At 39.1% G+C, this 13,547-nt stretch carries 14 protein-coding genes, 1 tRNA gene and 1 pseudogene; 11 read left to right on the top strand and 5 right to left on the bottom strand.

Annotation, left to right across the window (positions count from 1 at the left end):
* Positions 1-75: 75 nt before the first annotated feature.
* The gene (locus AWH49_RS04785) at positions 76-327 is read right to left on the bottom strand and encodes a hypothetical protein (RefSeq protein ID WP_063964835.1); all 252 of its coding nucleotides are present in this window, start codon (positions 325-327) and stop codon (positions 76-78) included.
* Positions 328-1,011: 684 nt separating this feature from the next.
* Here AWH49_RS04785 and AWH49_RS04790 point away from each other — a divergent pair.
* From AWH49_RS04790 to AWH49_RS04820, 7 genes are all read left to right on the top strand, one after another.
* Positions 1,012-1,629 (top strand): DUF47 domain-containing protein, encoded by a 618-nt coding sequence (locus AWH49_RS04790; protein ID WP_018395754.1) that lies wholly within the window; start codon positions 1,012-1,014, stop codon positions 1,627-1,629.
* A gap of 13 nt (positions 1,630-1,642) precedes the next feature.
* Complete coding sequence (locus AWH49_RS04795; protein ID WP_063964836.1) at positions 1,643-2,641, top strand: inorganic phosphate transporter; 999 nt, start codon at positions 1,643-1,645, stop codon at positions 2,639-2,641.
* 696 nt (positions 2,642-3,337) lie between these two features.
* The gene (locus AWH49_RS04800; protein ID WP_016131412.1) at positions 3,338-3,658 is read left to right on the top strand and encodes a PadR family transcriptional regulator; all 321 of its coding nucleotides are present in this window, start codon (positions 3,338-3,340) and stop codon (positions 3,656-3,658) included.
* A 71-nt stretch (positions 3,659-3,729) separates the two neighbouring features.
* Positions 3,730-4,083 (top strand): DUF1048 domain-containing protein, encoded by a 354-nt coding sequence (locus AWH49_RS04805; RefSeq protein WP_063964837.1) that lies wholly within the window; start codon positions 3,730-3,732, stop codon positions 4,081-4,083.
* Positions 4,084-4,242: 159 nt separating this feature from the next.
* Entirely contained in the window at positions 4,243-5,004 is a 762-nt protein-coding gene (locus AWH49_RS04810) for an ABC transporter ATP-binding protein (protein ID WP_063964838.1), read from the top strand.
* Positions 5,005-5,754 (top strand): ABC transporter permease, encoded by a 750-nt coding sequence (locus AWH49_RS04815; protein ID WP_063964839.1) that lies wholly within the window; start codon positions 5,005-5,007, stop codon positions 5,752-5,754.
* A gap of 10 nt (positions 5,755-5,764) precedes the next feature.
* The gene (locus AWH49_RS04820; RefSeq protein WP_082862677.1) at positions 5,765-5,992 is read left to right on the top strand and encodes a carboxymuconolactone decarboxylase family protein; all 228 of its coding nucleotides are present in this window, start codon (positions 5,765-5,767) and stop codon (positions 5,990-5,992) included.
* Between the two features lie 970 nt (positions 5,993-6,962).
* Here AWH49_RS04820 and AWH49_RS04825 read toward each other — a convergent pair.
* Both AWH49_RS04825 and AWH49_RS04830 read right to left on the bottom strand, forming a co-directional pair.
* Positions 6,963-8,540, bottom strand: a complete 1,578-nt coding sequence (locus tag AWH49_RS04825) for an FAD-dependent oxidoreductase (protein ID WP_063964840.1) — start codon at positions 8,538-8,540, stop codon at positions 6,963-6,965.
* Positions 8,541-8,866: 326 nt separating this feature from the next.
* Positions 8,867-9,655 (bottom strand): annotated as a pseudogene (locus AWH49_RS04830) (IS4 family transposase); the annotation flags it as partial.
* Positions 9,656-9,856: 201 nt separating this feature from the next.
* On the opposite strand from AWH49_RS04830, the gene AWH49_RS04835 reads away from it, so the two are divergent.
* Complete coding sequence (locus AWH49_RS04835) at positions 9,857-10,438, top strand: DUF4256 domain-containing protein (RefSeq protein ID WP_063964841.1); 582 nt, start codon at positions 9,857-9,859, stop codon at positions 10,436-10,438.
* Between the two features lie 266 nt (positions 10,439-10,704).
* Here the strand turns inward: AWH49_RS04835 and AWH49_RS04840 are convergent, their stop codons facing one another.
* The gene (locus AWH49_RS04840) at positions 10,705-11,253 is read right to left on the bottom strand and encodes a MerR family transcriptional regulator (protein ID WP_157723665.1); all 549 of its coding nucleotides are present in this window, start codon (positions 11,251-11,253) and stop codon (positions 10,705-10,707) included.
* Between the two features lie 419 nt (positions 11,254-11,672).
* On the opposite strand from AWH49_RS04840, the gene AWH49_RS21175 reads away from it, so the two are divergent.
* The 3 genes from AWH49_RS21175 (at position 11,673) to AWH49_RS21185 (ending at position 12,295) form a co-directional block, all read left to right on the top strand.
* A complete protein-coding gene (locus AWH49_RS21175) occupies positions 11,673-11,780 on the top strand; it encodes a hypothetical protein (protein ID WP_425305695.1) in 108 nt (35 codons plus the stop codon).
* A 15-nt stretch (positions 11,781-11,795) separates the two neighbouring features.
* The gene (locus tag AWH49_RS21180) at positions 11,796-12,068 is read left to right on the top strand and encodes a hypothetical protein (RefSeq protein WP_063964842.1); all 273 of its coding nucleotides are present in this window, start codon (positions 11,796-11,798) and stop codon (positions 12,066-12,068) included.
* Between the two features lie 89 nt (positions 12,069-12,157).
* Positions 12,158-12,295, top strand: coding sequence for a hypothetical protein (locus tag AWH49_RS21185; RefSeq protein WP_425305694.1), 138 nt, complete (start codon positions 12,158-12,160; stop codon positions 12,293-12,295).
* A gap of 1,124 nt (positions 12,296-13,419) precedes the next feature.
* On the opposite strand, the gene AWH49_RS04850 is transcribed toward AWH49_RS21185, so the two are convergent.
* A tRNA-Gln gene (locus AWH49_RS04850) sits at positions 13,420-13,494 on the bottom strand.
* Positions 13,495-13,547: the final 53 nt, after the last annotated feature.

Raw genomic sequence — 13,547 nt, forward strand, 5'->3', positions numbered from 1 at the left:
TCAACTTCTTTTGATTAGTTAAATTCAAAAGGGTTGTCTCTATTCAGTGAAAACTGACTAGAGACAACCCAACTATTATAATGTGAATTTTCCTTCTAAATCATCAAATCCCTGATCACTATCTTTTCTTATTTCGAACGTCGAGCCATCATGAGAAAACACACTGACTTCATAATTATTACCATTGAAAGTTCCTTTTACATCGTAGATAAATCCGATGTATTGATCTCCTTCTCCCGGTAAAAACTCTTTCTCAATAAAATGAACCTCTTTATAACCAAATTCTCCGTTTAATAATTCATTTGTAATTTCTTCTACCGAATACATTTAACCATTCCTTTCTTTTTGAAATTTTTCACTATAATTGAAATTTTATTTTCATTTTAATTTCGTTTGTTCAATGACAATTCCAAGCTTGCATGTTTTTGTAAGTTCTTTTCCAGAACGGATTATTTATCCAATTGGGATGATTATATTGTCTTATATAAGTAGCGTTTAATCAAAGTGAATGTAAGCGAGAACATTGGCCATGTAAGCGAGAAACATGGCCCTTTTTCTCACTAATTCACTTCTTTTCATAAAATATCGACCTGTTTTAAAATTGTGAAAGTACCAGAGCACCAGTTTTAGGTAATAAAGAAATGGGTGTTATAGGTGGACTCTCGATTAAAAATTATTTACATAGATCTAGTCGGATTTAATAAAAAATGACTAAAACAAGTCCTTATTGGGGACAGTTCATTAGTAAAATAACCAACTCTTAATTCATGATAAATTTTTCAAAATAAGTATGATTCATCCATAAAGCTGATTAGCTTTTTATGTTTTTGATGCATATCCCGATCATCAAAATGCACAAAAGAGTAGAAAGTTTGACATTTTTTGATTTTTCCCCACTGATTAAGTTATCAAGATAGCCTCAAACCCAACTATTATAAAAAACCTGTTTTTTTCGACATTTTTCGGGTAAAATAGACTGGTTATTCATATAAAAAACAGGGGGCCTTTTAGATGTTTAAAAATAAAAAAGATAAATTTTCTATTCTGCTTGAATCCATTTCTTTAAATTTAAAAGAAGGAGCTTATTATTTCGCAGACTATAAATTGAAAAATGCCAGTGATTTAAAAATATTTTCAGAAGAAATGAAAAGATTTGAAACTCAAGGTGATGAGTATATTCATCAAACCATTAAAGAATTAAATAATTCATTTATTACACCGATTGAGCGGGAAGATATTTTAGCGCTGGCGATGAGTATGGATGATGTATTGGATGGGTTAGAAGAAACAGCAGCTATTTTCGAAATGTATTCTGTGATGCAAGCAGATGAATATATGCTAAAGTTTGTGGATGCGATTCGATCATGCACGGATGAAATTGTAAAAGCAATTGAATTGTTGTCCACAAAAAAATTACAAAATATTCGTACACATGCAATTAAAATTAAAGATTATGAAACCATTTGTGATGGGGTCTTACGCCAGTCCATTAAACATATTTTCACTATTGAAAAAGATCCGATCCGGTTAATTAAAATTAAAGAAATTTATGAGAATCTTGAAGAAATTGCAGACTCATGCCAAGACGTTGCAAATACGCTGGAAACCATTATCATGAAAAATGCGTAAGGAGTATTAGACAATGGATACTTTACTTATAATCACTATTCTTATTGTTTTTTTCGCTCTTGCTTTCGATTTCATCAATGGATTTCATGACACAGCAAATTCGATTGCAACAGCCGTTTCAACGAAAGCACTCACGCCACGCCGTGCCATTATTCTTGCTGCGGTCATGAACTTCGTCGGCGCATTGACATTTACAGGAGTTGCGAAAACCATCACTAAAGATATTGTCGATCCCTTTATGCTTGAAAATGGATCGATCGTCATTTTAGCTGCTTTACTTGCCGCAATTTTTTGGAACTTGCTAACATGGTATTATGGCATTCCAAGTAGTTCATCGCATGCACTGATCGGGTCAATTGCCGGTGCTGCGATTGCATCTGCGGGATTTCAAGCACTCAATTACAGTGGTTTCTTCAAAATTTTACAGGCATTGATTCTTTCTCCTCTACTTGCATTTGCAGTTGGATTTATTATGTATAGCCTGTTCAAAATCATTTTTAAAAACAATAATCTATCGAAAACGAATCGGAATTTTCGTTCATTTCAAATTTTTACGGCTGCCCTACAGTCCTATACACACGGTACAAATGATGCACAAAAAGCAATGGGTATCATAACCTTGGCGCTGATCGCGAACAATTATCAACAAACCACTGATATCCAGTTGTGGGTACAAGTTTCCTGTGCGCTAGCTATGGGGCTCGGAACATCGATCGGCGGCTGGAAAATTATTAAAACAGTTGGCGGTAAAATTATGAAAATTCGTCCGGTTAACGGTGTGGCAGCTGATTTATCATCTGCTTTGATTATTTTCACGGCTACACTAATTCATTTGCCGGTTAGTACGACTCATGTGATCTCTTCTTCTATTCTCGGTGTCGGTACTTCACACCGGGTAAAAGGCGTGAAATGGGATACAGCACAGCGTATGCTTATCACATGGGTGATTACACTTCCTATTTCTGCGACAGTTGCAGCGATGTTTTACTATATTTTGATGTTATTCTTTTAAGGAGCTGCCTCATAAGCCCTCCAAATGAAGAAAAAGGGGGTGTCCCAAAAGTCAGCGAAAACTGACTTTTGGGACGCCCCCTTTTTGTAAAAAACAAATGATCCGTTCTTATATCCGTTTATGATATCAGAAGCTACTAGCGCTGAAATAGCTGTCCTCTTTTCTCACATTGGTAAACGATACATTCCCTTCACTCGTTGAACCAAGTTCATGTGATTTCTGAATCAATTGTACAAATTCTCCACTTACGGGGTACCATCAACTTTTTTCATATTTACCATGATAAGGTAATTAATGTAAACGGTTTTATGTCTTTTTATAGGGATTTTGAATAAGGGAAGCATTTAAAGACAAAGAAACATTCGAGGAGGAAGTAAAAGCTCCATAAAGAAAATCGGCTGTAGCCAATGGGGATAGCTGGTTTTAAAAATATTTAGAAAATCCAGTTGACAGTCCACCTACTACGCGTTACAATATACCTGTAGTATGTCACACCGGATACCGACACCACTGAATAGTGAGGTTGAAAAAATATTTTTAAGAAAAATAGTTGACACCTCTGCTACTCGGTGTTACATTGTACATGTAATAAGCAATACTTAATAGCATGATTTCCCAAAAGCTATTCAGTAAAAATTTCCCTTAGTACTAAGTTATACTGAATATAAGTCAGACGAAATAGAGGAGGCTCTGAACATGGAAAATTTAACTGAAATGCTGAAGGGTTCACTGGAAGGCTGCGTGCTGGAAATCATCAGCCGCCATGAAACCTATGGCTACGAGATTACCCGTCGCCTGAACGAGCTTGGGTTTACTGAAGTCGTGGAAGGGACGGTCTACACCATCCTCGTGCGATTAGAAAAGAAAAAACTGGTGAACATAGAAAAGAAACCGTCAGATATGGGGCCGCCCCGCAAGTTTTACTCACTTAATGAGGCTGGCCGCCAGGAACTTGAATTGTTTTGGAAAAAATGGGATTTTGTATCATCAAAAATCAACGTCTTGAAGTCAATCTAGCTTCATAAAATATTCCGTACGATATTTTTGGAGTGTCTTGTTCAGCTTTATAAAAAAGGAGGAAAAATAACATGATGGAAATGTTCAAAAAAATGATTGGTGATAAAAAAGAGTACAAGATGATGATGGCACGGGTTGAAGCCCTGCCAGAGGACTACCAGTTTGTATTTAAGAAAATTCAAAACTACATGTGGAATTTCTCAGCGGGCAACGGGATGGATATGCTGCACATGCAGTATGAATTAATAGAGTTGTTTGAAGCCGGTGCGGCGGAAGGCAGACAAGTGCTGGAAATCACTGGGGACGACGTGGCGTCCTTTGCCGACGAACTAGTGGCAAACGCTAAAACCTATGTCGCCAAGTATCGTGAAGATTTGAATCAGAGTATCATGAAGCGATTGGGAAAAAATAAATTCAATAAATAATACCGACTGAATAGCTGGTTACAAATGTGAATTGCCACCTTCGCTATTCAGTTATATTTTCAACCCGGTAGTAAGTTATACAGATTATCAGTCAGACTAAATAGAAGAGTATAGGCAATCTAGCTCCGCAAGGCCGCTTTTTATAAGGAGGAAAAAAGTATGAGCAATGCAGCGATTTCTGTAAAAGGGTTAAAAAAATCCTTTAAAGACAAGGAAGTCTTAAAGGGGGTGGATTTTGAGGTGCGGCGTGGCGAAATTTTCGCACTGCTGGGCTCAAATGGAGCGGGCAAGACGACGACGGTCAACATCCTCTCGACGCTGATGAAGGCCGATGGCGGCGAAGTAGGTATTTGCGGCTTTGACGTCCAGCGTCAACCGGATCATGTTCGCCAGAGTATCAGCCTGACAGGGCAGTTCGCAGCTTTAGACGGCATGCTTACCGGGCGGGAAAACCTGATGATGATCGCCAAGTTACGGGGAGTTTCCAATCCTGCTCAAGTCGCCGACAATCTGCTTGCAAGATTCAGCCTGACCGATGCGGCCAACCGCCGGGCGGACAAATATTCCGGCGGGATGAAGCGCCGGCTTGACATCGCCATGAGCCTGATCGGGACGCCAGCAGTCATTTTTCTCGACGAACCGACGACAGGGCTTGACCCCGAAGCGCGGATTGAAGTCTGGGATACCGTCAAGGAGCTTGCCGGCGGCGGCACGACCATCTTGCTGACGACCCAGTACCTGGAGGAAGCCGAACAACTGGCGGACCGTATCGCCATCCTGCATGGCGGAAAAATCATCACGACCGGTACCCTTACCGAACTCAAGGAGATGTTCCCACCAGCGAAAGTGGAGTACATCGAGAAGCAGCCGACATTGGAGGAAATTTTCCTCGTGATCATCGGCAAAAAGGAGGAGATGTAAATGAAAAGCAAAACAGGGGTATTACTAGGGCGTTTAATGCGCAACATCATGCGCAGCCCGGATACGATTATCACGGTGGCGATTACGCCGATTATGATGCTGCTGCTGTTTGTCTACGTATTTGGCGGCGCCATAGAGACAGGCACGGACAACTACGTCAATTATTTATTGCCGGGAATCTTGCTGATGGCTATCGCATCCGGCGTCGCTTACACTTCCGTGCGGCTGTTTACGGATGTAAAGAGCGGGCTGATGGCGCGTTTCATTACCATGCCCATCAAGCGCTCGTCGGTATTGTGGGCTCACGTGTTGACCTCGCTTGTTTCCAATGCGCTTACTGTCGTGGTGGTTATCCTCGTCGCGCTCTTGATGGGCTTCCGTTCCAGCGCTGATATCCTGGATTGGCTCGCGGTAGCTGGGATACTCGGGCTGTTTACGCTGGCGCTGACATGGCTGGCGGTCATTCCCGGATTGACAGCGGGGTCTATGGAAGGGGCGACAGCCTACTCGTACCCGCTGATTTTCCTGCCTTTTATCAGTTCGGCCTTTGTCCCCACCGAAACCATGCCTAAAATTGTCCGTGCGTTCGCTGAGAACCAGCCCGTGACTTCAATCGTGAATGCGATTCGTGCCCTCTTGTATGAAGGGTCTGTTGGAAACGGTATCTGGATCGCGCTTGCCTGGTGCGTCGGCATCATGGTCATCGCTTACTTCTTCGCCTGTAAAGAATTTAAACGCCAGTTAGGGTAAGTACACCATTATGGGATTAGCCATATCAATAGTCAGCCGCTGCGATGAATGCATTTGCTATCACATGGAAGGCTGCTTAAATGCCGGGGCAACCATCGATGAAATCATGGAAACCCTCAAAATTGGTGTGATTGGTGGCGGCTCGATCACTTATCCCAACGCGAGGTTTGCCATGCATGCTTTAGAAGAATTTACAGCGGGTAGTGCTCTTTCGCAGGAGGAGAAATTAAAAGAATAAAGCCCATAGATATAATTGACAGTAAAAGAGTAGAATCCGAAGCAAAACCGCTTTGGTAATCAATGTCATTAACTTAAGGAACTATGGATTACATTTCAGTTGGAATGTGATTCATAGTTTTTTTTCGATTGAAGGAAAAAATTTTAAGGCAGCACGAAAAGAGAGAATTTTTCTCCCTTAAATCGGATTTTAAGTTGTTTTATTCTATCTTATCCATAGAATCATAGTCTTTTTAAGATAAATTCGTTATATCAACACCGGTAACAATTATCAAAATCAATTATTATATTAATTTCTCATATTTCTTTGTCTTATCTCATCGTTAAGTAAGGTTATAAAATAAAAGAATGAATAGATTCATTTTTTTATAATGGAATGACAAGAGAGATATGTAGAAAAAAATAAAGATTTTTGGAAAGATAGTAAGACTTTTTTAAATTTCAAAAATTCTTTTAATAAATGATTTTATATATGGAAAAGCCCTCTGAATAGGCTAAAAGAAACATTTTTCACTTCTTTTTTAATTTTTTGTGACAAATTCGTAAAAACATTTTGAACTTTCTGTGAATTTGTAGTATGATAACTTTACAAACTACTTATGAGGTGATTAATATGGATCAAGTATTGATGAAGCGTTTAAATAAACAAGGACTTATTTTTGCGGCGGTCCATACGGTATTTTTCTTAAACCTCGCAGTCGAGTTCATTTTCTCTTCTTAATTTTAAAATAAACATCGGTTCACTGCTCAGTGCAGTGACCTTTTTTATTTTGTATGTGTAATTGCCGAACTATAATAGGCTAGGTGTATACATAATGAAGACAAAAGAACACTTGGCTTTTGGCGTTATCATATTTATTTAACGTACTATCCGATAAAAGACTAAAGATGGGGCTCAATACTTTCACAACGCGTCTGATGATCGCATCAAAAACTGCAGCAGAGAGATTCTGCTGCAGTAAGATCAATCGTTAATAGCCAGAGTCCTCCGATGTAAGATTGTCCAGCATCGTATGATCATGTCGCTGTAACGGTTTTTCTGCTGGACCTTCAATGACTTCTCCGGTATATGAGAACCTAGAGCCGTGGCATGGGCAATCCCAAGTTCGATCGCCATTGTTCCATTCAACTTCACATCCTATGTGAGTGCAGGTTGTATCTACAATATGTAGTTTCCCTTCATCATCTTTATAGGCCCCTTTTCTGTGCCCTTCGATAGTAATAACTGCACCCTCGCCGTTAGATAAGTCATTTGCATTTTTAGCAGGCAATTCAAGTTTTCCTTTAATTAAATGGGCGGCAACATTAGCGTTCTCTACTAAGAAATTTTTCAAACTTGGATGCGCATAGAATCGCGACGGCGTATACAAATTTTGATAGGCATTTTTTTTGTCTAAAATCATATCCCGAAATAATAGAGCAGCGACCGTTCCGTTTGTCATTCCCCATTTTCTGTAACCAGTAGCAATCAAGATATTTGGTTGGCCAGCAGTTATCTCCCCAATATAGGGGATTTTGTCAATTGTAATCAAGTCTTGGGCAGACCAACGGTAGACGATATCATCGATCCCAAAAACTTGTTCACTAAAGGTCTCTAAAGCTTTGTAATGTTCCATCGTGTCTTTTCCCTGACCGGTCTTATGACCTTCACCGCCAATAAGTACCATTTCTTCTCCGTTAACCATTGCAGAACGAAGGGAACGCGTTGGCTGATCGGCACTAATGTACATCCCTCCTGGAAAAGACTTCTTTGTTTTCACGGCAAGGATATAGGAACGATCTGCGTACATTCTTGTAGAGTAAAAACCTAGTCCCTCATAAAATGGAAAATGCGAACAGGAAAGAACATGGCTGCCGGTGACACGTGAGCCTTTACTGGTAAGAACGGTTGGCTGCTCGCCAGTTTCAATATTCACTGCCGTCGTATGTTCAAAGATGAGCCCGCCTTTTTCCTTAATGATTTGAATGAGATGGGTCAAATATTTAATCGGATGAAACTGTGCCTGGTTTTTCATGACAAGTGCATTTTTTATATCTATATCAAAGGGTATGTGATCAACTAGCTCGCCATCAATACCAAGCCTTTCATAGGCCTTCTTTTCTATTTCAAGCTTGCTTGCGTACTGCTCAGTGGTTGCATATATGTAAGCGTCTTGTATGCTTAAATCACAATTAATTTGATGCTGATCCACGGTTTTTTTGATAAAGCTTAATGCTTCCATATTGGCTTCATAATACAATCTGGCTTTGCTTTTCCCCATAGTTTGAATGAATTCATCGTATATTATGTCATGCTGGGCCGTAATTTTTGCAGTTGTGTGCCCCGTTGTACCGTTCAATAATTTCCCTGCTTCTAAAATAGCGACCTTCAAGCCTTCATTTGCTAAAAGATAAGCAGATGTGATTCCAGTAATACCGCCTCCTACAATAACAACGTCCACATGAATATCTTTATCTAAACGAGGAAATTCTGGCAAATCAATAAAGTCTCTCCAATAGGGCTTAGGGACCTGTGGTAATTTTCCTTTTGATCGATCATTATGGGTCACAATAAATCCTCCATTTGACACTATGATAACAGTAGGCTTTCCATTCATCAGAGAACTATACATAGCTCATAATCAAGAGTCTGAAGTATTTTTAAGCTTTCTACTAAGTATATTCTATTGCGTAAAAAGACCTTAGGTTTTTCTGAAATCTGAAGGCTTTTTGTGCTTCGTATCTTGATATTCAAAACACATATTAGGGGTCCTACCACATGCCCATCAAGCTAACAATGTAAACGGCTAGCGACGTAATGATTCTTGCATCGAATTTGGCAAGCGCTAGAAAAATAGACATGACAAAGAAGCCTTGTAAAAAGGCACTTTTTTCGCTAGGCTGCTCGTCTTTGATGCACCGTCGTTTCATATACGACACCGAGAATGTCAAAGACCGTCATCTTCTTATACCGATGGGACTTACGTCCATTTTTCTTAAGCAGTTGATAGAGGCGATTCAGTATGGTGATAAGTTCACTTATCCCACTTACCATTGCTTGAAACAGTAATGGAAAGTAGTCTTTAATCATGTAAATCGCTCTATATTCGCTTAGCTCTTGCTTCTTCTTTTTGAGCAGGAGTTGCCGCATGTGAAACATGGTGGAAGAACAGAGAAGAATGCCAATGAGCTGCCCATATAGATGACATTCAAGGCGTTCTTTTTTGATGTTTTTACATTCGTCGATTTCAAAGAACGACTTCCATGTTTTAAACAAAATCTCAATCTGCCAACGTAATGAATACAAAGGATGCACATAGTCAGTTGACACTTCTTCTAGCGATGTATTCGTCATATACACATTCATCCCCATCAAACGCTTGCTTTTGTCTTTCATAATCGTGCCTTTTTTCTTCTCACGGATTGCTTGGTTTTTCAGACGTGTTTGCATTTGAGTGTCTGTTAACCGATGGATGATGACACGTACCCTGAGCTTCTGATTTTGGCCGATGTACGCCTCCGAAATCTCCATCGTCTCACCGTATGCTAACCTGCTCATCATGTGTGCCATATCGAGTTGAATGTATTCGGTTTGCTTTTTGAGCGTACCGTTTTTGAAGTACTCTGGCTCAGGGTTCTGGATATAAATGCGTGTATTCAACTTCAAACGAGAAATATAGTAAGCCCCTTNNGTATTCTAATTGAATTTTCACACCTGCGGTGTTACTACTTCCGCTAAAGGGCCAGATTGTGGAGGTATGGATTTTCTTAATCATATAATTTATTGTAAACTGAATTCACACAGCTATTTAAACGATTTATTATAAAACAAATAGTTATATATACTTAAACCATTATGAGTAAAAACAATAAGGGGGAAACTAACATGACAAAGAGAAATAACACCAGCAATAAAAAGGAGTTGTCACTAGAACAACATGAAGAATTACTCAGAGCATTGAAAGCCCGTTTTGAGAAAAACATGCACCGCCATAAAGGTCTTGAATGGGCTAAAGTCCAAGCAAAGCTGGATGCTAATACTGAAAAACTGTGGTCGCTCAATGAAATGGAAATAACCGGCGGTGAACCGGATGTTGTTGGTCATGATAAAAAGAAGGGCGAATACATTTTTTATGATTGTTCAGCGGAAAGTCCTAAAGGTCGCAGAAGTGTTTGTTACGACCGTGAAGGGCTGGAGTCAAGAAAAAAACATAAACCAGAAAATAACGCGATTGATATGGCAACTGCCATGGGCATTGAACTATTAACGGAAGAACAATATCGAGCGTTGCAGAAACTTGAAAATTTCGATATGAAAACGTCGAGTTGGGTGCAAACACCCTCTGATATTAGAGAACTCGGCGGTGCCCTTTTTTGCGATTGTCGCTTCGGGCACGTCTTCGTGTATCACAATGGAGCAGAATCCTACTATGCCGCCAGGGGTTTTCGTGGCTCGCTAAGGGTCTAAATTTTGCACAGACAGCTAAATTTGAATTTGAGAACGGATCACCTAGGGAAAAGCTTTAATTTCATTCTTTAACTATCGGGCGCTTTAATAGAATAAGGATTATAGAAATGATAGAACTTTTTATAAAAGAATAATTCAATTGAATACATTAAGAGCATGTTTTGATCAATCATTAGTCCAAAGCTACACTTAAATGAAGGAGCCTGCTTTTGATCAATCTTTTTCAAAAGCAGGCTCCTTTACCAGAACAACATCACCACTTCAGCTTATTCACTCACCTGAAATATTCGCCCAAAAAACCCCTTTTTTCTATTATTCACTTCAGCTTTTCGGGCTTCTTGTGATGCTTTAAGTGATTCAAGCAGCATTTGGTCCCGTTTAATGAGAGAATCTTTGATGTATTGCTGCTGTTCGTCTAGTTTCGTGACCAACGCCTGATTGAATTGCTGTTGCAGTTCCAGACGATCTACAATTGTTTTTAAATCCTCACGAATGTCATTAGAGACTACATGGACTGATTCAGGCTGGATCCGTGTCTCACCATTGGAAAAGTAATAATCAATTTGTTTAATCGAATAATTCTGATCTCGGTTTAGCTGGCGGATCAATATTAACTTTTCTAATGCCGGTTGATCAAAGTAGTGATAGCCATTTTCGCCTTGTATGGTGGGAATATGAGATTTTAATTCTCTCATCCAATTCCGAACAACACCAGGACTTTCCTGAATATGTTTCGCGGCTTCTTTGACGGTTAAGCGTAAATCATCAAGGTTTTCAGTACGTTGATCTTCCGTTTGATTCATCGTTTGATTCATGTTTTCAATCATCCTTTCAAGATAAGTTTCAATGACTGTGTCTGATAAAGAAACCTAATACAACGCTCTTCAAAGGTGTATGATCGTTTTTTTCAAGTTTTCGAGCAGGTTTTTTCGCTTATGTGTAAAGTTCGGTGTGTTCAAGGGAATGTCCTTTGACGAATATTGTTGCATTTTTTCTTTTTTCTGAATGTACAAATCTACTTTCCGAGCAAGTAAAACTGTTAAGTAATCGATGGTTGGACACCGACTTTTATGAGTATTAATATGATAATGATTATTATTTTTAATTAAAAAGGTATCCATTTATCAAGGTGTTCAACATGAAATTTTTAGATAAAATGGAGAAATTTATCGTTTTATCTGAATGTAACTCTTTCATGGAAACTGCAAAAGGGTTGTATTGTTCTTAGCCTGCGATCAGTCACCATATTCGTTACTTGGAAGACATGCTTAGTTTACAGCTTTTTCATCGCAAGGGAAAGTCAGTTAACAAAACAGAAAGAAATTTTTTGGGAGTATGCTAAAAGCAGGTAAAGTGGTTGACGGAAGAAGCATCTATGAAAATAAACAAGATAGATGAGAAAGAACAAACTCTCTCTATCTTCGTAAGCAACTATATTACAAAACAAGAAATTAAAGAAGACTTATCCGTATTAGATCAGGTGCGGGAAAACAACTTGTCCATTATTCAAAACTTGCAAAAACTATGGATTGAAAAAATCGTCATGTTAACGGGTGATAACCAAGCGACGGGACAATCGATCGGCACCCAATTAGGATTAAGTCAAGTAAAAGCCGAATTAATGCGGTAAGCTATTAAATCGCTCAGGGAACAATACGGAAAAGTAGCGATGGTCGGCGATGACATCAATCTCTTACAAGTGACACAGTTGGGATCTTGATGAGAGGTGCTGGTACCCGTACAGCTTTAGAAACAGCCGATACTGCCTTAATGGCTGATGACCTCGAGAAACTGCCATACACGATCGTTCTGAGCCGCAAAACACTCAATGAAATTAAGCAAAATATCACGGGTTAAAATTGCTAGCTTTACTTTTGATCATTCCCGGATGGATGGCGATCTTCGCTGATATGGGTGCCACATTGATTGTTGTACTCAACTCACTGCGTCTATTGAAAATGAAATACTTTTAAATCAGTAATACTGGTCCTCTTTTATCTCAATCGACAGGGGGCTTAAACAGATGCAGACTTCTAACACTTTACATCAGGGCGACTAATATTTAAATGAAAAAGAATAAACAACGACTAGTACATGTGCTGTCATTTTAGCTATTTTAACTGTCCCAATAATATCAGAGGTTTAAACATTTCAGATGCTTAAACCTTTTTAAAATTCCAATTGAACATTAATCTAACCTTCAAAACCTGCCTGAATACCTTAATGAAACAGATCACATATCCTCGAAAGAGCTTAATATTGGCTTCCTTGAAATATATAAACGAAATTTATCTTTCTAAATATTACACGATTTTCTATGTGATCTTGTTTTATTATAGTTTGTTTTTGCTTTATAGAACCAATCCTTCTGAAAAAAAGAAATAAGCTGCCGAAATTCGATAAAGAAGTTAGCTTAAATACACTAAGCTGTAAACTTAGATGAAAACCTTGATAAGGTATACATAATAGTCAATGAAGCTGCTAAATATATTCATGAAAATCCTGGTATTGTATGAGGAGAATTAAGTAGATTGGGATCAGAATGATTTGATTAAACAAATTGAGTATTACTTTGCCATCGGAGGGGAAACAGATCAAACCTGAACCTATGCATAAAATCTCTGATAACATTTATTCAGATAAATGGATATCCCTGCTTTAGTTGAGGAGGAAGCGACTGAAAATAATATAGGCTGGTATGAAGGTGATGGAATTGAGCTGTCTAGTGGGAGCTATTTAGATTATTTGGCGCAGGATGCCTATCGGGGTATTTGTTTCCGTTTGAGTAGAAACATTCTAGCGGTGATTACTACGTATCTAGTATCTGGGCGAAGTAAAGTTGTTTTTCAATGGCTTTTTACGACCTTGGCTTGACCACTTGGTTATGCTGTATTAAATTATGTATCAGAAGACAAGTTTCAAATTCGAACTCGCTGCCTGGGCAAAGTAGAGTTCTATCTTTGAACTAATTCTGCTTAAAATGGCTGGGCTAGCTGGATTCGAACCAGCGCGTGACGGAGTCAAAGTCCGTTGCCTTACCGCTTGGCTATAGCCCAATAAAAATTATGGGGCGATCGAGGGGAATCGAACCCCCGAGTGTCGGAGCCAC

Origin of the sequence: Domibacillus aminovorans (genome assembly GCF_001643235.1) — a bacterium.
Taxonomy (GTDB): Bacteria; Bacillota; Bacilli; order Bacillales; family Domibacillaceae; genus Domibacillus; species Domibacillus aminovorans.

Coding starts and splice junctions, on each gene's coding strand:
- AWH49_RS04785 (WP_063964835.1), bottom strand. CDS start 327: ATGTATTCGGTAGAAGAAATTACAAATGAATTATTAAACGGAGAATTT.
- AWH49_RS04805 (WP_063964837.1), top strand. CDS start 3,730: ATGATGGAAATGTTCAAAAAAATGATTGGTGATAAAAAAGAGTACAAG.
- AWH49_RS04800 (WP_016131412.1), top strand. CDS start 3,338: ATGGAAAATTTAACTGAAATGCTGAAGGGTTCACTGGAAGGCTGCGTG.
- AWH49_RS04810 (WP_063964838.1), top strand. CDS start 4,243: ATGAGCAATGCAGCGATTTCTGTAAAAGGGTTAAAAAAATCCTTTAAA.
- AWH49_RS04835 (WP_063964841.1), top strand. CDS start 9,857: ATGACAAAGAGAAATAACACCAGCAATAAAAAGGAGTTGTCACTAGAA.
- AWH49_RS04820 (WP_082862677.1), top strand. CDS start 5,765: ATGGGATTAGCCATATCAATAGTCAGCCGCTGCGATGAATGCATTTGC.
- AWH49_RS21185 (WP_425305694.1), top strand. CDS start 12,158: ATGAGAGGTGCTGGTACCCGTACAGCTTTAGAAACAGCCGATACTGCC.
- AWH49_RS04790 (WP_018395754.1), top strand. CDS start 1,012: ATGTTTAAAAATAAAAAAGATAAATTTTCTATTCTGCTTGAATCCATT.
- AWH49_RS04840 (WP_157723665.1), bottom strand. CDS start 11,253: ATGAATCAAACGATGAATCAAACGGAAGATCAACGTACTGAAAACCTT.
- AWH49_RS04815 (WP_063964839.1), top strand. CDS start 5,005: ATGAAAAGCAAAACAGGGGTATTACTAGGGCGTTTAATGCGCAACATC.
- AWH49_RS04795 (WP_063964836.1), top strand. CDS start 1,643: ATGGATACTTTACTTATAATCACTATTCTTATTGTTTTTTTCGCTCTT.